The 20,012-nt window shown below is 45.9% G+C and carries 17 protein-coding genes and 1 tRNA gene; 14 read left to right on the top strand and 4 right to left on the bottom strand.

Features of this window, described 5'->3' with window-relative positions:
• The first annotated feature begins 17 nt into the window (after window positions 1-17).
• Window positions 18-91: transfer RNA gene (locus tag NYE35_RS06830), tRNA-Gly, on the top strand.
• 148 nt (window positions 92-239) lie between these two features.
• Window positions 240-1,130 (top strand): cation diffusion facilitator family transporter, encoded by an 891-nt coding sequence (locus tag NYE35_RS06835; protein WP_038569233.1) that lies wholly within the window; start codon window positions 240-242, stop codon window positions 1,128-1,130.
• Between the two features lie 302 nt (window positions 1,131-1,432).
• On the opposite strand, the gene NYE35_RS06840 is transcribed toward NYE35_RS06835, so the two are convergent.
• Together NYE35_RS06840 and NYE35_RS06845 are read right to left on the bottom strand one after the other, a co-directional pair.
• The gene (locus tag NYE35_RS06840) at window positions 1,433-2,788 is read right to left on the bottom strand and encodes a dipeptidase (RefSeq protein ID WP_036680069.1); all 1,356 of its coding nucleotides are present in this window, start codon (window positions 2,786-2,788) and stop codon (window positions 1,433-1,435) included.
• A 158-nt stretch (window positions 2,789-2,946) separates the two neighbouring features.
• The gene (locus NYE35_RS06845) at window positions 2,947-3,630 is read right to left on the bottom strand and encodes an SDR family NAD(P)-dependent oxidoreductase (RefSeq protein WP_038569235.1); all 684 of its coding nucleotides are present in this window, start codon (window positions 3,628-3,630) and stop codon (window positions 2,947-2,949) included.
• Window positions 3,631-3,745: 115 nt separating this feature from the next.
• On the opposite strand from NYE35_RS06845, the gene NYE35_RS06850 reads away from it, so the two are divergent.
• The 4 genes from NYE35_RS06850 to NYE35_RS06865 all read left to right on the top strand — a co-directional run bounded on the left by NYE35_RS06850 (window position 3,746) and on the right by NYE35_RS06865 (window position 6,143).
• Complete coding sequence (locus NYE35_RS06850; RefSeq protein ID WP_244886429.1) at window positions 3,746-4,141, top strand: winged helix-turn-helix transcriptional regulator; 396 nt, start codon at window positions 3,746-3,748, stop codon at window positions 4,139-4,141.
• Window positions 4,142-4,183: 42 nt separating this feature from the next.
• The gene (locus NYE35_RS06855) at window positions 4,184-5,137 is read left to right on the top strand and encodes a TRM11 family SAM-dependent methyltransferase (protein ID WP_076107259.1); all 954 of its coding nucleotides are present in this window, start codon (window positions 4,184-4,186) and stop codon (window positions 5,135-5,137) included.
• Between the two features lie 33 nt (window positions 5,138-5,170).
• Complete coding sequence (locus NYE35_RS06860; RefSeq protein WP_036680055.1) at window positions 5,171-5,788, top strand: NUDIX hydrolase; 618 nt, start codon at window positions 5,171-5,173, stop codon at window positions 5,786-5,788.
• A 202-nt stretch (window positions 5,789-5,990) separates the two neighbouring features.
• Window positions 5,991-6,143: a hypothetical protein gene (locus NYE35_RS06865; RefSeq protein ID WP_155288093.1), complete on the top strand. Its 153-nt coding sequence runs from the start codon at window positions 5,991-5,993 to the stop codon at window positions 6,141-6,143.
• A gap of 101 nt (window positions 6,144-6,244) precedes the next feature.
• On the opposite strand, the gene NYE35_RS06870 is transcribed toward NYE35_RS06865, so the two are convergent.
• A complete protein-coding gene (locus NYE35_RS06870) occupies window positions 6,245-6,712 on the bottom strand; it encodes an ASCH domain-containing protein (RefSeq protein ID WP_038569238.1) in 468 nt (155 codons plus the stop codon).
• Between the two features lie 29 nt (window positions 6,713-6,741).
• Window positions 6,742-8,703: an ABC-F family ATP-binding cassette domain-containing protein gene (locus tag NYE35_RS06875; protein WP_038569239.1), complete on the bottom strand. Its 1,962-nt coding sequence runs from the start codon at window positions 8,701-8,703 to the stop codon at window positions 6,742-6,744.
• A gap of 466 nt (window positions 8,704-9,169) precedes the next feature.
• On the opposite strand from NYE35_RS06875, the gene NYE35_RS06880 reads away from it, so the two are divergent.
• The 8 genes from NYE35_RS06880 to NYE35_RS06915 all read left to right on the top strand — a co-directional run bounded on the left by NYE35_RS06880 (window position 9,170) and on the right by NYE35_RS06915 (window position 19,988).
• The gene (locus tag NYE35_RS06880; protein WP_036680049.1) at window positions 9,170-9,547 is read left to right on the top strand and encodes a PH domain-containing protein; all 378 of its coding nucleotides are present in this window, start codon (window positions 9,170-9,172) and stop codon (window positions 9,545-9,547) included.
• 689 nt (window positions 9,548-10,236) lie between these two features.
• The gene (gene ggt, locus NYE35_RS06885) at window positions 10,237-11,814 is read left to right on the top strand and encodes a gamma-glutamyltransferase (protein ID WP_341120465.1); all 1,578 of its coding nucleotides are present in this window, start codon (window positions 10,237-10,239) and stop codon (window positions 11,812-11,814) included.
• 324 nt (window positions 11,815-12,138) lie between these two features.
• Window positions 12,139-13,569: an amidase family protein gene (locus NYE35_RS06890; RefSeq protein ID WP_425311688.1), complete on the top strand. Its 1,431-nt coding sequence runs from the start codon at window positions 12,139-12,141 to the stop codon at window positions 13,567-13,569.
• A gap of 703 nt (window positions 13,570-14,272) precedes the next feature.
• The gene (locus tag NYE35_RS06895; RefSeq protein WP_341120466.1) at window positions 14,273-14,932 is read left to right on the top strand and encodes a hypothetical protein; all 660 of its coding nucleotides are present in this window, start codon (window positions 14,273-14,275) and stop codon (window positions 14,930-14,932) included.
• Window positions 14,933-15,304: 372 nt separating this feature from the next.
• Window positions 15,305-16,879, top strand: a complete 1,575-nt coding sequence (locus NYE35_RS06900; protein ID WP_036680042.1) for a PucR family transcriptional regulator — start codon at window positions 15,305-15,307, stop codon at window positions 16,877-16,879.
• 67 nt (window positions 16,880-16,946) lie between these two features.
• The gene (locus NYE35_RS06905) at window positions 16,947-18,071 is read left to right on the top strand and encodes an XdhC family protein (RefSeq protein ID WP_341120469.1); all 1,125 of its coding nucleotides are present in this window, start codon (window positions 16,947-16,949) and stop codon (window positions 18,069-18,071) included.
• The gene (locus NYE35_RS06910) at window positions 18,013-18,585 is read left to right on the top strand and encodes an NTP transferase domain-containing protein (RefSeq protein WP_341120471.1); all 573 of its coding nucleotides are present in this window, start codon (window positions 18,013-18,015) and stop codon (window positions 18,583-18,585) included. Before NYE35_RS06905 ends, NYE35_RS06910 begins: the two co-directional genes overlap by 59 nt.
• Before the next feature lie 242 nt (window positions 18,586-18,827).
• Window positions 18,828-19,988 carry a BMP family ABC transporter substrate-binding protein gene (locus NYE35_RS06915; protein ID WP_341120473.1) on the top strand — a complete coding sequence of 387 codons (1,161 nt, stop codon included), beginning with the start codon at window positions 18,828-18,830 and terminating at the stop codon, window positions 19,986-19,988.
• Window positions 19,989-20,012 lie beyond the last annotated feature (24 nt).

Genomic DNA, 20,012 nt, shown 5'->3' on the forward strand with positions numbered 1-20,012 from the left:
TGTATTCACTTTCTAGTGCGGGTGTAGTTCAATGGTAGAACTTCAGCCTTCCAAGCTGATAGCGTGGGTTCGATTCCCATCACCCGCTCCATAATTCAAACTTCCAAATCCTTGCGATGCAAGGGTTTTTTTTATATCCCATCAGCCTATATTGGTTGGTGGGATTTTTTTTGTTTATACTATTTGCCTAATGGAAAAACTTTAATATAGCGTACTTTTAAGAAAAGGTTGTGAAAATTTTGAATGGTGCAAAGATTGCGTTCCTATCTGTACTTAGCAATACATTTATCGTTTCTTTAAAGCTTATGGTCGGAGTACTTACAGGTTCAGTAGCAATTATCTCGGAAGCGATCCACTCCTCCTTAGATTTAGTTGCTTCGTTGATTGCTTTTTTCTCGGTCCGATGGTCGAGTCGCTCTGCGGATAAAGCTCATCCTTATGGTCATGGCAAAGTGGAGAATATCTCAGGGACGATTGAAACGTTGCTTATTTTTGTAGCTGGATTCTGGATTATAAATGAGTGTGTTCATAAAATAATGAATCCAACCGCGATCGAACTTCCCTTTTTGGGCATTATTGTGATGGTGGTCGGAGCGGGGATCAATTATATGGTTTCACGCAAGGTTAAAAAGAAGGCAGACGAACTTCACTCTGTGGCTATGAAATCGAATGCTCTGCATTTGCTTACGGATGTTTTCACCTCTTTGGGGGTTGCATTCAGTTTATTATTGGTCACCCTCACTGGATGGACGATACTCGACCCTGTCATTGGGATTGTGTTGGCTCTGTATATTATGGGTGAAGCCTATAAGCTTCTAAAGGAGTCATTTCCTCCGCTGTTGGATGCACGATTAACTGAGGCAGAAGAAAATGAAATATTACATGTCATAAAGTTATTTCAAGGGCGATATATTGAATTTCATGATTTTCGTACCCGCCGATCTGGTCCAGAAGAGTATGTCGACTTTCATCTTGTGATTCCTTCTAAAATGAGTGTTGCTACTGCGCATCAATTATGCGACGAAATTGAACTAGCCATTCAAGGCATATTTGAACGTGCCCAGGTGTTGATTCACATTGAACCCGAACATGAACAGTTAGCTAACAAACCTATATTACATGAAGGATAATATTGGTGATTACTCACAGAGTTTCTCTGCTATTTCAATATTTTGTATTAAGTGATATGGTGATTATATCTCTTTTATATTCATTCTATATGGGGGACGGATAATGATCGCTTATTTAAGACCTTTAATAATAAGTAGCTCAGTTAAAAGCCTGATTTTTCTTTTAATAATAATGGTGATAGCAATGGTATGGTGGTTTTATAAATGGACTAAGCAATGATGCTCTTTTGTTTGGCCGCATACTAAAAAGCCAGGCTCCCAACTTAGGGAACCTGGCTTTATTTGTTTGTAGCTTGTGTATCTTAAACAGTCTTTAGGAACTCAACAATGGTGAGTAATCCCTTGTCGAAGTTCTCCAGGTTGAAATGCTCATCCGGTGCATGCAGGTTCTCATCATCGAGACCAAAGCCCATCAGAACGACAGGTGCTTCCAGCACACGGGAGAAGCTCTCCATGATCGGAATGGAGCCGCCGTCTTTGGTGAAGAGGGCACGGGTTCCATATACTTTGCCATATGCGTCTGCTGCAGTTTGCAGAATAGGATTCGACGGATCGATGTTAAAGGCACGTGCCTTCTCCATTTGCTTAACATGCACTTTCGCTCCGGTCTGAATATTAGCCTTCAGATGTGCTTCAACGGCATCGAGGATATGCTGTGGATCCTGATCGCCAACTAAGCGGCAGGTAATTTTCGCATGTGCTTCTTTAGGGATAACCGTCTTACTGCCTTCCCCTTGGAAACCGCCGTATACGCCGTTAAGCTCAAGCGTAGGACGAGCGCCAATCCGTTCTACAAAGGAATAACCTTCTTCTCCGTATAACGATTCCAATCCAAGACCTTCGCGGATTTTATCTTCATTCACACCTTGCTTCACGAATTCTTCCCGCAGCATTGGGGAAAGTTCAGGAACGCCATCATAGAATCCGTCTACAGATACGCGTCCTTTGTCGTCATGAAGCGAGCTTAGCAAAGATACTAGGGCATGCAATGCATTCGGAACGCCACCGCCGTAAGAACCAGAGTGCAGGTCTGTCAAAGCGGTAGTTACATCAACTTCAAGGGAAGCTAGACCACGTAGCCCAGTGCAGATGGCAGGACGACCGCGTTCCAATAGGGATGTATCGGAGACTAACACCGCATCCGCAGCGAGCTTTTCTTTATTGGCTTCAAGGAACGGAGGCAGATTCACACTGCCGATTTCTTCTTCACCTTCGATGCAAAGCTTGAGATTCACAGGAAGAGTACCTTCTTGTTTCAGGATCGCCTCAATGGCTTTGAGGTGAACGAATACTTGTCCTTTGTCATCTGTTGCTCCGCGTGCATAAAGCTTGCCATCACGAATCTCTGGTTCAAATGGAGGTGTGGTCCATAGGTTTAATGGATCTACTGGTTGTACATCGTAGTGACCATACACGAGAATAGTTGGTTTGCCTGGAGCATGAAGATAATCGGCATATATAACGGGATGTCCCGCTGTCGGATGCAACTCAATGTTCTCAAGTCCGGCTTTTTTCAGGGTGTCTGTCAGCCAATGGGCTGCCTTCAGTACATCGTCCTTATGTTCAGATAAGGCAGAAATACTTGGAATTCTGAGCCATTGTTTTAGTTCTTCGAGATGTTCATCCCGGTGGGTTGAAAAATACGTTTCGTATGACATAGTGAGTATGTACCTCCTTAAGTTTTGCTGCGCAAAACCGGCTTTGTAAGCGCCTGGGCATAAGCTTATTGGCCATGCGTGACCGTCTTGTTTAGCATTCTATAGGAACCATTATACTGGAGAACTCACTATGGATCAAAAGCGATGGGGCAAACCTCTCACCAGATGATTGTAGCCGGTGTCACACCTTGGGGAAAAGTATCCTCAGCTTTGCTTTTGTTCATATACATCTCATACCAAACATCAGCGATGAGTCCTGGATCTGTAGCGGTGCCGGGTTTAATGAATACACCAAGTGCTAAATGACCTACATAGATTCCTTGTGGAGCCAAATCTGCATGCAGGTTAAGTGCGTAGTTTCTTAATCCGCTAAGCGCAATGCCTACATTACCCATCATCTGCATGGGATAGATGGAGGACAATCCGGTTGTGAACAGCAGTGCGCCGCTGCGTTTCTCCAGCATCTCAGGCAAGACCTGTGCTACGCTGCGGATAGCGGCTACAACCAGTGCCTGAAAGGCATCCTGTGCATTTTCTTCTGTTACTTGTGAAGCAGGAGTAGGAGGGTAATTTCCACTTGTCGGGCTGAACTCGAGCACATCGATAAAGCCGTATTTTTTCTTGATATTATCGAAGGCTGTGGCTACTTGTTCTTTATTGTATACGTCGGCAGGAAAAGCAGCAGCCTCGATATTCAGTGCTTGCAGTTCCTGAACAAGGGTGTTCAGCTTCTCTTCATTTCGAGAGATTAATGCCACTTGAAATCCGTTGGCTCCGAATTTTTTGGCGATTGAGAGTCCTAAGCCGGGTCCAGCACCTATGATGGCAATGGTCTTTTTCATGATTTATTAGTTCCTTTCCGGTTGTTGATTACTAACAGTAACCATGATAAGCTGAATAGGCTTGAGGGACAAGAAGGCACTATTACATGCTTAAGTTACATGGAGGTAACCACAGTTGGAACATTCAAAGGAAGAACCCACCCGGTTCATGCCGATGCTGGAGGATTGCTCCATTACCCGCCAGATTCTGGACAGGGTCGGAGATAAATGGAGTGTACTGATCATAGTCAATTTAGGTGCTGAAGCTTTGCGGTTCAAAGAGTTGCAAAGGCGCTCTGGAGGGATATCACAACGGATGCTGACCCAGACCCTGCGCCATTTGGAACGGGATGGATTAGTTTGGCGTAAAGCGACGCCTACAGTCCCATTGACTGTGGAATACGGTCTGACGAGCATAGGAGAATCATTGTTGGGACCTTTAACCTCGCTTGTGGACTGGGTCAACAAAAACAATGGGAAGATCGCCAAAGCGCGTATAGATTATGACCACCAGCACGACACACAGGAGTAACAAGACAGCAGAACAATTCACTGGGATAGAGGATGGATTATATTGCATAAGGAAAGTGGAACAAACACATTTATTTATACTTACACCTGTTCAGAGGACGAGTTATCGCTGTGTCAGATGGAGCTGCGATGTCTTTTTGGTGAGCAGGTGCCGACTGTTCTTTTTAAGAGTGAGGTTGAGGTGGATGTCAGCCGCAGTCCCTTCATTAAAGAGCGGATAGATGTAATGTATGAAGGGGACAGTCTGCCTGAGATTTATGATCAAACGGAGCAGGTGGAGCTTGGCGGCAAGACGTTTAAGGTTATTTTTGTGAAGACCAACGATCTGGGCCCTTCAGACAAAATAGAGTATGATGAGCGCAGAGTGATCGAGCGGGAAATTGGGTTGCGGATTGAAGGAGAAGCGGATGTTAACCATCCGGAGCTGGTATACGGCATTGTTACGCTGGGTGGACGCTGGTACTTCGGATCTTATCATAAAAACAAGGCAACTTGGTTCCGCCAAATGAAGAAGCCACGCAGCTATTCTATCGCGCTTAGTACACGTGTTGCCCGTGCCGCGGTTAATATGGCTATTCCGAATCCTGAAGGTATACGTGCTATAGATCCTTGCTGCGGTATTGGAACTGTAATGGTAGAAGCCTTGTCAATGGGAATCGATATGGTTGGACGTGATATTAACCCTATGATTGCTATCGGTGCGAGAACAAATATTGCCCATTTTGGATTCACCAGTGAGGTTACGCTCGGGGATATTGCGGATATCACTGATCATTACGATGTAGCCATTGTAGATATGCCATATAATCTATATTCTAGTATTACACCTGAGGAGCAGTTCGCGATTCTAGTGAATGCGCGCCGGATTGCAGATCGGGTGGTTATCGTTGCGATTGAACCGATGGACGAGATGATCACTGAAGCTGGATTTACAATCATAGACCGTTGTGAAGCTAAAAAAGGAGCCTTCTCGCGTCATTTAATGCTTTGCCAGTAATCCTAATCAAGGTACCGAAAAAGGGGTGCAGCAATGGAGCAGAAATGGTTAACGTGGGCCAAAGAAATTCAGGCCATCGCACAGACTGGATTAACTTATGCTAAGGATGTTTATGATATAGAACGGTATCAAGCTTTGCGTGAGCTCAGTGTAGATATCCTCGCTAATTATACCTTCGAAAGCAAGGAGAGAATTAGACTCTCCTTTGCGGGTGAAGGGGGTTATGCTACCCCAAAAGTTGATGTCCGTGGTGTTGTATTCCGGGAGGATAAAATTCTACTTGTTCGCGAGAAGTTGGACGGGAATTGGGCGCTTCCTGGTGGCTGGGGGGACATTGGACTGTCGCCGAGCGAAGTTGTTGTGAAAGAAATCAAAGAGGAATCGGGTTTTGAGGCAGAAGCAGTTCGCTTACTGGCTGTACTGGATAAGAAATTTCATAGCCATCCGCCGGAGCCTTATCACGTGTACAAGTTCTTTATTTTATGCCGCATCGTGGGCGGAGAGGCAATGGAAGGGGTAGAGACAAGCGAAGTTTCGTTTTTTGCTGAAGATAAGCTGCCTGAGCTTTCAGCGGAGCGGAATACAGAGGCACAGATTCGGACGATGTTTGAATATTTACGAAATCCGGAAAAAGTAGTAATATTGGACTAAGAATCTGCATATACTGTATGACTTCCGCAAATTTAAGTTTTTAATTATTCAAAATTTGGTTAATAACTAATATGTAAGCACTTACAACGGTTTGGCCGCTGAGCCTTTATATCTACCAAAATTCAAAATTTTAATTTTTTGGGTCGAGCGGTCTACATTTTTTCCTCTACTGTGACGATAAGATATTTTAGGAGGGGATCGCATGGAACAAGAAGAATTGAGCATTCCATTGAAACAGGAAAATGTGGTGCGTCCTGCAGAAGGCAATATTGCCACTGGGCTGGTTTGGGGTATTTTAATCAGCATTCCGTTATGGATCTCTGTTATTGGCTGGATTTTGGGATTTTGGCACTAAACCATAAATTAATGAGGATCTAATTCTGTTGATTTTATAGTATACACAAAAGGCTGTCCCTTCCTTGTGGAAGAGACAGCCTTTTGCGTTTTCTGAAGATCTTAGTCTTTTGTATATACCACTCTAAAGTTCTCACAAACAACTTTCATCTTTGGATCAAAGGGTTTGTTTAAGAATTTTAAGGATTCTCTGGTGAAGAACTGCTCATGATCATGACGCCATGACTTAAGCGTCCGGTCACCTTCTCCTTCAGTATAGGCAAACTCAGCGCTAACCTCATCAAAAGGTATAATTTGTACATCTGTAGTAACAATTATTGCCCGCGGATCACCAGATCCATCCAGCACGATACTGTGACCGCCAACTTGCGGAAACGTCTCGTCACAAGTTTCAAATATATCATAATTCGAAGCAGTTCCTGTCTTGATCCCACGAATCACCAGATCGAGCAGCTCATCGGCCATCTGGGGACTGTCACCAAAGGCCCAGGCGTCATAGTTATCCGCTGCTTGTGGATGAAGCTGGGTGTATTCTTTCCACAATAACTTAATCTTCTCTTTGTTGCTCATATGCTCATCTCCTTATAGATCAATCTATTCTATAGACCAGTTGTCTCCATCCATCCTGTATAGAGCTCATCCAACTGTTCCTGTATCGCATCACGTTCTTGTTGCAGCTCAGCAAGTTCAGCTGCATCGCTGCTGATCAGGGGATCTAACATCTTAGCATCGATCACGCCAAGGCGTTCCTCTACCTCTGCAATGGCCGTTTCCCAGTCGAAGGTGGCGTTTTTCCTACGGGAACTGGTGGATTTAGCGTTGGTTTCTTTCCCTGAATCGTTAGATTGAGGCTTATCAGGGCGTGAACTTGTTCGTTCTGCAGAGACAGGTTTAGCTTGATCCGCAAAAGAGGGAGCTAGTAATGCTTTTTCAGCTTGTTTTTCCTTGTAATATTCATAGTTTCCGTTGAACACTCCAAACCGCCCGTCTTCAATGGACCATAGTTTGTGAAATAGGCGATTGATGAAATAACGGTCATGAGATACCGCCAGAACCGTGCCTGGAAATTCCTCTAATGCTTCTTCGAGTGCTTCACGAGAATCTATGTCCAGATGATTGGTCGGCTCATCCAGAATCAGCAGATTTGGCTTGCGATGCATTAGTACAGCGAAACGCAGGCGGGTCCATTCACCACCGGACAGATTCGTAATGTCTTTGAATACATCGGGACCATAAAATAGGAAACGTGCAAGCTGCCTGCGTGCTTCACCTTCTTCAAGTCCAGCTTCTTCGCGGAAGTAGCGGAGTACAGACTGTTTGTTATTTTCAGGAACAGCCTCTTGTGCGAGGTAGCCGACCACAGTTCTTGAGCCGAGTGTACAGCTTCCGCTGTCCGGGGTTTCCTGCCCTAAAATAATTCTTAAAAGTGTACTTTTACCTGCTCCGTTACCGCCGATGAGTGCCGTAGTCTCTCCGTAGCGAAGCACTTCGTTTGCCTCTGCGAAAAGGCTTCGCTGACCATATGCTTTTCCGATATCCTCCAATATGACAACCTGATTACCGGAACGGTCATTTTGCTGTAGCTGCAAATCCATCGATTTGCGCTCCAGAATAGGACGTTTAACCTTCACCATACGATCCAGTGCTTTTTGCATGGATGCTGCTCTCCGGTAAAAGGAAGGGTTAGGAGGTGTCCCGCGATTGCCAAATTCAATGAGACGTTTGATGCTTTCCTGCATTTGTTTTATTTTTTTCTGCTGCTCTTGATAATCGGCAAATTGTTGAAGAAGTTGTGTTTCCTTCTCCACTTGGTAGCCGCTGTAGTTGGTATGGAAGGTAAAGGCCTCGCCATCCTCAATCTCGATCACTTTCTTGACTACAGCGTCCAGAAAGTAACGGTCATGGGAGATCGCAAGCACTGTTCCATCATAACTCTGTAAAAATTGCTCCAACCATTCAATGGCGCTCATATCGAGATGATTGGTTGGTTCATCCAATAGAAGGATGTCTGGACGGCGCAGCAGCAGCTCCGCAAGTCCGACTTTTGTTTTTTCTCCTCCTGAAAGAGAGGCGAACAATCGGCTGTATTGTCCGGTTCCAATCCCGAGACCCGAGGCTACGCGCTGAATAGAGGATTCGATCTCGTAACCTCCGGCGGCCTCGAACTTATCCTGCAAGCTGCCATATTCTTTCAGCAGCCGATTCCAGAGGGTTTCATCCGTTCCGCTGTTAAAGCTGGACATTTTCAGCTCAAGCTCCCGCAGGCGGTGCTGCCATTGCAAAGGTTCGGCAAAGCTGCGCTGCAGAACATCATATACGGTTTCTTTTTCGTTAACTTCTTGAATTTGAGCTAACAGACCTACTACGCTGCCTTTGCGTATTGAGATTTGCCCTTCATCGGGGCGTTCCTCCCCGTTCAGCAGGTGGAATAGTGTCGTTTTGCCACAGCCGTTGCGGCCGATCAGGCCGATTTTTTCCCCTTGGCGGATATCGAAGGTAATGCTATTCAGCACGAGTTGTGCCCCGTGGTATTTTTGAACATTTTGGCATTGGATGATCATATATATTCTCCTTTAAGAATGCCCTTCGCACCGCCAGTACCCTAAATGGCTTCGAAATCCTGTAAAAAACCATAAAAAAAGACCGTAGGGAAATTTCCCCACGGCCTTATCATTCTCCGGTTAACTGATCCGTCCGGGTGATGGCAGGAAAGGCATTTCACAATTGTGTAGTGTTATTAAATTCATACAAATGGACAGACTTCTCCCGTTATCACCATTTACATGAGCAATGCCAGCTATCGCTTTAGGTAGCCGACTCATAACACTGTTGGTCCAATTGTGATCCATTCCTTCCACACCCCTCTCTTAGTAAATTTAATGACAGTGTAATCAAAAATCAGAAAATAAGCAAGTAAAAAGATGTCAGAGAGTATTTTTACACAGCATAGAATATGAAAAATAGAATAATATGGTTCTGTAGTGGGGGGCAAGTGGCTAAATTTAACGGATGAAAAGAGGAAGAGATATGGCACTTTTTGACGGATTAATGGGCAATGCATCACAAGTAAATCTTACGGAGGTCCAGCGGGAATACGCACAAATTCTTGCTCCTCAGGAGAAAATCGAACGCGCCTATAAGCTGATTAGAGATATGTTCATTTTTACGGACAAGCGGCTTATTCTGGTGGATAAACAAGGTCTGACGGGCAAGAAAACAGAATATCATTCGATCCCTTACAAAAGCATCTCGCATTATTCCGTGGAGACGGCAGGGCATTTTGACCTGGATGCGGAGCTATGTATCTACATTTCCAGCAGCACGCTTCCGGTGAAGAAGACCTTCAATAAATCCGTAAATATTTACGAGGTGCAGGCCGTGTTATCGCAATATATTTTAAAATAAATTGTTTATTCGGTGTTTCAAAGCACAAGCCCCCCTCTAAAAGTGGCTAAGATTACTAAGGTTAGATGCAGCTATACATATTTGAGATAGGTAGCCATTGGTGGCAAAAGGTCACTAAACATATTCGAGATGGGTAGTCATTGGGTGCAAAAGGTGACTAGACATATTCGGGATAGGTAGCTATTGGAGGAAATAGGTTAGAGACATAACCGAGATAGACAGCCATATGGCGGCAAAAGGTGACGGTAGTACGCCATGGCAGTATGCGGCTCCCTGTAATTAAAATGATTTTATAATATTCGTAGGCGTGAATCTACAAGGTTAAACAAAGATGACCTCTTATTTGTGCATAGCTCACAAAAAGAAGAGGTTTATTTTGCGTTTCAGCGTAACCGATTGACAAAGGATTTTCGTGTAATGTTAAATGACACTAATTAAGTCAGAAGTTATAGGGGGCTCGCAGAGGAACCTGCCGCAAAAGATAGGAAGATTGAATATGTTGAAGAAACCCGCCGCAAAAAATAAGGAGTTGGGACATGGCGGAAAAACCCGTAAAACATAGGGGATGGGCATGGTGGAGGGGAGAAACCCGTAAAACGTAGAGGAATGGCATGGGGAAGAAACCCGAAAAACATAGAGGGAAGGGCATGGCGGAGCGGAGAAACCCGTAAAAGATAGGGGGACGGAACATGGCGGAGAAACCCGTAATAGGCACAAAAACTATGGTAGTTAGCCCCCATTATTTAGCCTCGGCTGCTGGTGCACGTATGTTGGAAAAAGGGGGTAATGCCTTTGATGCAGCGGTGGCGATCAGTGCGACACTAGCTGTTGTATATCCGCATATGACGGGGCTAGGCGGAGATTCCTTTTGGTTGACCTATAACACGCAAGAGGCGCGTGTTCGGGCCTATAACGGAAGCGGGCGCTCCGGGTACGGAGTCCGCAGAAGCAGCTATGCCGGGGAAGCTTTCATCCCGCGGCGGGGGATTCGCAGCGCCATTACGGTGCCGGGGATGGCGGACAGTTGGGATGCCATACTGAGTAAGTATGGCCGCTTTATGCTGGCGGAGGTACTGGAGCCTGCCATTGGTTATGCTTTGGAGGGATTTCCGCTGTCGCCGGATCAGCGGAATAACACGGCTGTTGCGGGCTCTGCGCTGTCGCCGGAGGCGGCAGCGATTTACACGCCAGGCGGCGTGATTCCTTGTGCTGGATCGCGATTCCAGCAAAAACAGCTGGCGGCCACCCTGCGGACATTGGCGGCGGGTGGGCGGGATGCTTTTTATAAGGGGAAGATTGCGGAGGACATCTGTGACTATATGCTGGCAACTGGCGGGTATTTGACTCGGGATGACTTTGCGGATCATCAGGGGGATTGGGTCGAGCCGATTCATACGGATTATCACGGGCATACGGTATATCAAGTGCCGCCTAATTCTCAAGGTTTCACTGGACTAATGAGTCTTAATTTATTGGAACATTACAATTTTGAAGCAATCGGGCATGGTTCGTATGAATATTATCACCTGCTTGTTGAAGCGTTGAAGCTAAGCTTCCGCGATCGGGATAGGGTGCTTACAGATCCGGATTTTAGTGCTATTCCTTTGGAGCAGCTGCTGGATAAACGTTATGCAGGACAATTAGCGCCTACCATCTCGATGCAAAAAGCTGCACAACTGACAAGTCAGCCTATCGGCAGTGATACAGCTTATGCTGCGGTTGTGGATGAGGACGGGAATGCGGTCTCTTTTATTCAGAGTCTGTATTTTGAATTTGGTTCGGGCGTGGCCGCTGGGGATACTGGGATTCTGCTGCAGAATCGAGGTTCGTTTTTTTCGCTGGACCCCGGGCACATCAATACGCTTGAGCCGCATAAGCGCAGCTTCCACACACTGATGCCAGCGATGGCCTGCCGCGAGGGCAAACCTGCGATTCTGTACGGGACGCAAGGTGGCGAAGGTCAACCACAGACTCAAACCCTGCTGCTCACACGGATGCTGCATTATGGCATGAATCCACAAACGGCTGTGAATGAGCCGCGTTTTGTGTGGGGGAGAACGTGGGGGGAGCCTACGCAAGAGCTAAAGGTGGAGAGCAGGGTAGCTGATGAGGTGCTGGCAGATTTGGCCGCAGCCGGTCATATTGTCCGGAAAGTAGATGACTATGATGGGATTATGGGTCACGCTCACATGATTTCGATAGATGACAATGGATACCGCAGTGGGGGAACGGACCGACGCTGCGATGGTGCGGCGATTGGGTGGTAGGTATAGGTGTGATGGAAGGATTGGAAGGACTCTGAAGGAATCGTAGGTGGAATGATGGATGGAAAAGCTGCTGATGGGGTCGTAGGAGGAAAGATGGAGAATTGGAAGGACTGCTGGAGGAATCGAAGGCGGGATGGTGTGGGATCCGAAAGGCTGATGGAAGAATCGTAGGTGGAATGATGGATGGAAAAGCTGCTGATGGGTCGTAGGAGGAAAGATGAGGAATTGGAAGGAACGCTGGAGGAATCGTAGGAGAAGCGTGGGATCCGAAAGGCTGATGGAAGGGTAAAAGTAATGGTCTAGGGAGGAGGGGGAATTATGGTTTTGGATAATCGGTATGGTGCGTTTATAGATCCTGAGCTTACGGTTGAGAGTTTAGGAAGCGGGATATTGGATGGACTGACCTTTGCAGTAAAAGATGTATTTGCTGTAGCTGGACACAGCTCTTCTGCAGGTAATCCTGATTGGCTGCGTAGCCATCATCCGTCCACGGAGCATGCGGTGGCTGTACATCGTTTACTGTTGTCGGGTGCTACACTTCGTGGTGCTGCCCATACGGATGAGCTGATGTACAGTCTGGGCGGCGAGAACCATCATTATGGAACGCCGATTAATCCGCGTGCTGTAGGTCGTATCCCAGGCGGATCTTCAAGTGGTTCGGCAGTAGCGGTAGCTTCTGGTAGTGTTGATTTTGCGCTCGGAACAGATACCGGTGGCTCAATTCGAGTACCTTCCTCTTATTGCGGAGTATATGGCTTCCGGCCAACGCATGGAGCTGTGGATTTTCAAGGTGTTATTCCATTATCTCCGGCTTTTGATACAGTTGGCTGGGTGTCGGATCGCTTGGATGTGCTCCAGAAGGTAGGGGAAGTGTTACTTGTGGCTGGGAGTACATCTGTAAAGACGTCGAAGAAAATAGGAAGTAGTCTAGAAGAAACTGTAGGGAAGAGCATAGAGAAGAATGTATTGGAAAATTTAGAGAACAACTTAGAGGGAGACATGGTGAAGACTGATAAAAATAATTTAGAAAAGAGCCAGAAGGAAAGTTTAGAAACGATTTTGGAGAAACGTATTGAGAAGAGTACTGAGAAGAGTACGGAGAAAATTTTAGAGATTGGCCCGGAAAACAAGGTAAAAAAGAATATGGAAGACAAAAATAAAATGGGTACTTTATTTGTTGCTACTGACTGCTGGGCTTTGGTTAATCTGGAGAATGCAGCTATTTTATCGGAGGGATTAAGGTGTTTGCGATCCGGGGCAGATCATCTCATGGAGATAGAGATTGCTTTGGAGGGGTTAAAGGTCTGGATGGATGTTTTTAGAGAATTGCAGGGTAATGAAATTTGGGAAACTCATGGCGTTTGGATTGAGAACGAGAAACCAGTCTTTGGACCTGATATTGCAGCGCGATTCTCGTGGGCTGCCAGTTTGGCGGAAGAGGATCATAGCGTTGCACAATGTAAGCAAAAAGAGATTTCTAATCATTTGCGCTTGCTGCTAGGAGAGGACAATTGTCTTGTGATTCCGACAGTTCCGGGACCAGCGCCGCTGCGTGGAGGGGATTTGCGCCAATTGGAGGTGAATCGTAGTGGTGCGATGATGTTGAGTTGCATAGCTGGGTTGGCAGGTTTGCCTCAGGTAACATTACCTATGCTCTCCACAAGTAGATTGCCACTGGGATTATCCGTTATTGCCGGACATGGTCAGGATCTCCGGTTACTCTCTTGGGTGAATGAAGTGTGGCAGCAGTCTTGAGAGGCTGAGTGCAGTGGTCTTGAAAAAGCAGCGATACTAAACAGACCGTAGCTACGAACAACATATCTTGACACTTTTCTAGTTACATTTCTAGTTACTGTTAACCGATACTCCTCCATTACTCTCTTGGAATACACTCTAGAAATACATTCTAGGAAGACGCTTTAGGATTACACTCTAGAAATTCACTCTGGGAATACACTATAGGATTACACTCTAGGATTACATTCTAGCAATACACTCTAACGCCACACTCACTTATTGATTCACAAATTAACGAAATACACATGTCATTCCCGCCTACTCTTAGTTTTATTTACACCGGGGAGCCCAGTGGAGTTGCTTTAAAAACTAAGGTAGCTTAAGTTGGCTCAATAGTGGAGTGGTAGAGTGAAAAAGATAAATTCAGCGCTCGATTGTGTGGTATAAGACCAGTAGATTTAAGTGAATACGTCGCTGGAGAGAAAAGAACGGTATAAATCCCACAGAAATCGGGGGAAGTGCTTAAGTAACTAAAAAGAACGGTATAAATCCCGCAGAAATCAGGGAAATGGCTTAAGTAACTAAAAAGAACGGTATAAATCCCGCAGAAATCAGGGAAATAGCTTAAGTAACTAAAAAGAACGGTATAAATCCCGCAGAAATCGTGGGAAGTGCTTAAGTAACTAAAAAGAACGATATAACTCCCGCAAAATCCAGAAAAGTGGCACAAGTAGCTAAAAAGAACGGTATAAATCCCGCAGAATCTGGGAAAGTGGTCCAAGTAGCTAAAAAGAACGGTATAAATCCCGCAGAATCTGGGAAAGTGGCCCAAGTAGCTAAAAAGAACGGTATAAATCCCGCAGAATCCGGGGAAATGGCTCAAGTAACTAAAAAGTACAGTATAAATCCCGCAGAATCTGGGGAAATGGCTCAAGTAACTAAAAAGTACAGTATAAATCCCGTAGAATCCGGGGAAATGGCTCAAGCAGCTAAAAAGTACAGTATAAATCCCGCAGAATCCGGGGAAATGGCTCAAGTAGCTAAAAAGAACGGTATAAATCCCGCAGAATCTGGGAAAGTGGCCCAAGTAGCTAAAAAGAACGGTATAAATCCCGCAGAATGTGGCGAAGACGCCTATGTAGTCAAAAAGAAGGGAAAAAAGGCCCTTCATCCCGGCAATTCCGGCCGAATAGCCAAAAAGAAGGGCAAAAGTGCCTTTCACCTCTACCGGCAGCAGTGGATCTATAAGAGCTTGTACCTCCGCCACAGCTATAGTGGGGTGGTATTATCTCTGCTCGTACGGATCTTCTACACTGCTCAATTCCCCGTCTTGCAGCGCTGGTGTGCCTGCGACTTCGATCTTGATGGCCAATTCGAATAGCCTGAGAATACCCTGCCACCTATTCCGACTCCCTATTCAGATTCCCGCGTGAACCCGTAAAAACTTGTTTTTACTCGAAAGCCCTCCCTCAACTCCACCTACTATTTTCCAATCCCCTTATACAGTTCACATGAACGATATGAGCTAAAGTTCAATAATTCATAATTCATAATTCATAATTCATAATTCATAATTCATCATTCATCATTCATCATTCATGTTCCATGTTCATTTTGTGTTAAGTTTATTAACATATAAATCATGAAAATTTAACTTCCCTCTATTCAACACGGTTCATTTTAATTATAATGTTACATAAAATAACATTATAAATCAGAAATGGTTCTATTGATCCTAATAAGGAGGGGTGGCATGCATCTTACGGTTGAAGAAGCGTTGTCCATTTATCCTTTGTCCGAGGCGAAGCTTATCGCTGGGTCTAAAGGGAAACATCGAATTGTGAAGTCAATTAATGTGATGGACGCCCCCGATATCTCGGATTGGATCAAAGAAGGCGAGATGCTGCTGACGACAGCCTATTTGATAAAGGACAATATGGAGGAAGCCTCTGCCTTGCTGCAGACTTTGAATCGCCGGGGATCTTCGGCCTTGGGCATTAAGCTGGGGCGATTTTGGGATGAAGTACCAGAGCAACTGGTTGCAGAAGCGGAGAGTCTTAACTTCCCGCTTATCCAGCTGCCTTTCGAGTTTACTTTTTCGGATCAGATGAATGGTCTGTTTCGCGCCGAGCTTAGCCGCAGCACTCACGTTCTGCAGAACATTATGGAGAAGCAGAAAAAGCTGATGCAATTCGCCCTAAGATCTGTCCGCAGCCGTCCGTTGTTTGATTCGGTGTCTGAAGTGATTGGCCATTCACTTGTGGTGGTTAGCGCACGGGGGGATGTGATCTACAACAACTCTGAATACTATCCTTCACAGCTGCTGGAGGGGTGGCCGTGGCAGAAACGGAATCAGCGCTTTCGTGTTGGAGATCATGTGGGCTACCGTACACCACTTTTGCAAGGAGAGAAGTGCTCCGGATATCTATTGTTTTGTGCCATCGACCCTTTATTGCTCCCAATGGAAGAAAGTTTGTTCGTTCAGGGAGCTGAACTTATTTCATATCATATTCATTCAGGATACGAAGATTATTTTGAACAGGCAGAACACAGGGAGTTTAGCGGATTGCTGAGACGTTGTTTGAGCGGTAATTTATCTTACACAGATTTGGCGCAGGCTGCTCTCGACTTGGAGATTGAGCTGCTTCAATCACCATTTTTTCTCTTATTGACCGATACAGCTGCGACTGGGGAAGAACGCCAAGGTGAGCTGCTCAGACTAAAAGAAGAATATCTTGAACATCCCGGGCTACGGGAAGTAAAGGGAATTCATGTGATCATAGATCAAGGACTTTTGTCTATATATCCGGGAGATCGTCAGCGTCCTGAACAATTCCGGGATATAATCCAGGTTTGTTTTAACAACATGAAGTTTGATAAGGGATATTATCCGCGAGCTGCGATAAGCAGTTGTAAAGCGAAGCCGGAGGGGCTGAAGGAGGCTTTTGCGGAGGTAAAGGATTGTATGGGAATGCTTCAGGGCGGGGGAGTAAAAGGGAATGTTGTGCATTACCGGCAGCTTGAGCTTAACCTGCTACTCGGGCAAATTCCGGCAGAGGTTATGGAGAAATATTGTAATGGAAGTCTTAGAGGGTTGCTTAACCGAGAACCGGAGTATGTCAGGGAAATGCTGCGGACGCTGGAAGTTTATCTAGAGAACGATGGTCATGTTAATGAGACGGCTAAGAAACTGTTTATTCATCGAAACACGGCTACCTACCGGATCGAGAAGCTTAGTGAGCTGCTGGACGTCGATTTTAAAAAAATAAATGATCTAATGAGGTTGAAGTTAGTATTCATGTTTCGGAGGATGCTCGGAAGGGACTAAGTTCTAAGGTCTAAGTTCTAAGTTCTAAGTTCTGGGTTGAAATGCAAACACGGAGGAGGGGAACCTCGTGAATACACATGAAATCGCAATGCATATTCAAACCCATCAGGCGCCTGCGGTGCTGGCAACGCTGATAGAGGTGGAGGGACACTCGTATCGTAAAGCCGGAGCGGTGATGTTGTTTTTTGAAGAAGGTACGATTGGGAGCCTGAGTCCAGGTTGTCTGGAAAACGATCTGCAGCTGCGAACTTCTGAGATCTGGGAACGAGGGCTGCCCGAAATTGTGGAATACAACATGCTGTCTCCGGATGATCTGTCCTGGGGTGAGGTTATCGGCTGTGGAGGCAAAATCAAAGTAGTGCTAGAACCCGTGCAGGGTCAGCTCTACAAGCTTTTAGTGCAGGCGAGTGACAGATTGGCTAGGGGAGAAAAGCTAATTTTGTTCCGCGAAGCAGTGGAGAAAGGTTTTATCTATAAGCTGGAGCTGGATCCAGACATTGTACTGCCGCAGAGCAAGAAACATCCGAAATTATCCCACTCGGCAAAAGAAAGCCTGGCGGCAGGTCGCTTTATGGCCGCTCCAGCAGAATTGACAGCATTCCATACGTCTTTCGTGCCCAAACCGCGGCTTGTGATTTTTGGCGGGGGACGTGATGTGGTTCCTATTGCGAAACTTGCTGACAGAGTTGGCTTTCGGGTAGCGGTTGCGGATTGGCGTGAAGGAAGCTTGCACAATAAGTTTCCTCGAGCTGAACAAGTAATTTGTTCCCCTATGGAGGTTGTTCAGCGATTGGGCGTAGCCCGGGAGGATTATGTATTGATTTGCAGTCATCAACTTGGGCGGGATAGACAGTTTCTGGAGAGTGTGATTCCGCTTGCTCCTCTATATATAGGGATTATCGGTTCGAAGGCGCGGATATCTCTTTTACTGGAAGGGCTTGAGGCTCCTGCATCTTTGCATGCACCTGTAGGGTTGCCAATTGGAGGAGAAGGTCCGGAGGAGATTGCGGTCAGTATTATAGCGGAAATTATTCAAATTAGAAGGGTGGGCTCACGAGAGCTGCCCAAAGGAGCGGATAGTATTGAAGGTAGCAGGAATATATTTGGCAGCGGGGCAGAGCAGGCGGATGGGCGTGTCCAAGGTTTCACTGAGATTGTCGCAGGAGGTCTCACTCGGGAGCGTCGCGCTTAGTGAATTGGATCGTTGCAATCTAGAACCGCTAATCGTGGTAGTGCGTGCGGATGACAACTTGGAATGGCTGCCACCCGCGATTGAACCGCAAGCATCCAGACGTACCGAAACTTGCTTAACCGCACATCTAGGATTGTCTTTTTCACTGCGCTGTGGCCTTAATGCGGTATTACCTTTACAGCCCGATGCAGTAGTTGTGGCGCTTGCGGATCAGCCATTTATTACTACAGCATTAGTGAACCGTCTAATACAAACGTTTGAACAATCTCCGGAGATGGATTATGTCGCTAGCGTCAGCAATGGGTCGGCTATGCCCCCGGCTTTGTTCTCGAAGACGTTGTTTCCAGCACTACAGGGATTAGATGGAGATCGAGGAGCGGCGGGGATATTGCGTTCACCTGATTATAAGGGGATTGTTCTGGAATCTGAGTCTGCCCATTATTTCATGGACGCAGATACAAAAGCGGATTTTGGTGAGATTCAGGAGCAATGGATTCTGAGAAATGGAAAGTGAAGTAAAGAATAGTCTGAAAAGTAATCTGAAACAGTGTTCCTTTTCCACCTTTGGTCATATAATATGACACGAAACTCACCATACCAAAACCAATTAGTGCATTACACACAAAAAAAGTTCTGATTCTTATATTCATATACAAACGTATGTTATATAAATTTACGCCAAGGCCACCTCTAAGTATAGTAGAAGTACATTAATGGTTGCAGCCATGATGAGAGATGATTTGGAGGAGGAGAATTATGAAAAAAAGGGGTCAGTTCATAACATCTTGTCTTGCATTAATGGTTCTAATGACGGTGGCTTTGGTGGGGTGTGGCAGCAATAATAATACTTCTACAAATGCAACGGAGGCACCAGCGACAACTACAGCGGCAACAGAGGCAACTGCAACAACAGAACCGGCTGCAAAGAAACCGACGGTTGCTTTTGTTTATATCGGACCTCCAGGGGATGGCGGCTACACGTACCAACATGATCAAGGACGGCTGTATATGGAGAAGGAGCTGGGGATTAAAGCTGACTTTGTAGAAAATGTCCCTGAAAGTGCTGACGCCGAACGAATCATCACCGAGCTTGCACAATCACACGACATCGTGTTTACAACGAGCTTCGGATATATGGATTTTACATTAAATGTAGCGGGCAAATTCCCCAACGTGAAGTTCCTGCATGCTTCAGGTTACAAAACCGCAGAGAACATGGGAACCTACTTCGGGAAAAACTATCAGGCCAGCTATCTGAGCGGCATAGCGGCAGGAAAAATGACCAAAAACAATCAGCTTGGTTATGTGGGCGCTTTTCCGATCAGCGAAGTGATCTATAACTTGAATGCTTTTACCCTTGGAGCGCAAAGTGTCAATCCTGATGTAAAGGTGAATGTGGTATGGACGAATACATGGTATGACCCGACGACTGAACGTCAAGCGGCAATCAGCTTGCTGGATAAGGGTGCGGATGTGCTTTTGGCCTATCAGGATTCACCTGCAACACTGCAGGCTGCTGCTGAACGAGGGGCTTTTGCCGGGGGAAATGACTCGGATATGAGCAAATACGCTCCGGACAATTATTTGACGAACCTGGTATGGAATTGGGGGCCGTATTACGTAAAAGCTGTGCAGGCAGTTATGGATGGAACCTGGAAGAGCGAGCAATATTCTGGTGATATGGCTGACGGTATGGTGGAGCTGGCTCCTTTCGGGAACAAGATCCCAGATGATGTGAAAAAGCTTGTCGAAGACGCCAAAGCCAAAATTATCAGTGGTGAGCTCGAGGTTTTCACAGGTCCGATCTCAGATAATCAAGGGAATGTGAAGGTTCAGGAGGGTCAGAAGCTGACCTTGGAGGAAGTGCTGGGCATGAACTGGCTCGTAAAAGGTGTGGAAGGAACTATCCCGCAATAATGTTTAAAAATAGGGAATAAAATG

Source organism: Paenibacillus sp. FSL L8-0494, assembly GCF_038003695.1.
Lineage (GTDB): Bacteria > Bacillota > Bacilli > Paenibacillales > Paenibacillaceae > Paenibacillus_AQ > Paenibacillus_AQ odorifer.

Coding starts and splice junctions, on each gene's coding strand:
- NYE35_RS06845 (WP_038569235.1), bottom strand. CDS start 3,630: ATGAAAAAGACCATTGCCATCATAGGTGCTGGACCCGGCTTAGGACTC.
- NYE35_RS06870 (WP_038569238.1), bottom strand. CDS start 6,712: ATGAGCAACAAAGAGAAGATTAAGTTATTGTGGAAAGAATACACCCAG.
- NYE35_RS06900 (WP_036680042.1), top strand. CDS start 15,305: ATGCATCTTACGGTTGAAGAAGCGTTGTCCATTTATCCTTTGTCCGAG.
- NYE35_RS06840 (WP_036680069.1), bottom strand. CDS start 2,788: ATGTCATACGAAACGTATTTTTCAACCCACCGGGATGAACATCTCGAA.
- NYE35_RS06880 (WP_036680049.1), top strand. CDS start 9,170: ATGGCACTTTTTGACGGATTAATGGGCAATGCATCACAAGTAAATCTT.
- NYE35_RS06860 (WP_036680055.1), top strand. CDS start 5,171: ATGGAGCAGAAATGGTTAACGTGGGCCAAAGAAATTCAGGCCATCGCA.
- NYE35_RS06865 (WP_155288093.1), top strand. CDS start 5,991: ATGGAACAAGAAGAATTGAGCATTCCATTGAAACAGGAAAATGTGGTG.
- NYE35_RS06915 (WP_341120473.1), top strand. CDS start 18,828: ATGAAAAAAAGGGGTCAGTTCATAACATCTTGTCTTGCATTAATGGTT.
- ggt (WP_341120465.1), top strand. CDS start 10,237: ATGGCGGAGAAACCCGTAATAGGCACAAAAACTATGGTAGTTAGCCCC.
- NYE35_RS06875 (WP_038569239.1), bottom strand. CDS start 8,703: ATGATCATCCAATGCCAAAATGTTCAAAAATACCACGGGGCACAACTC.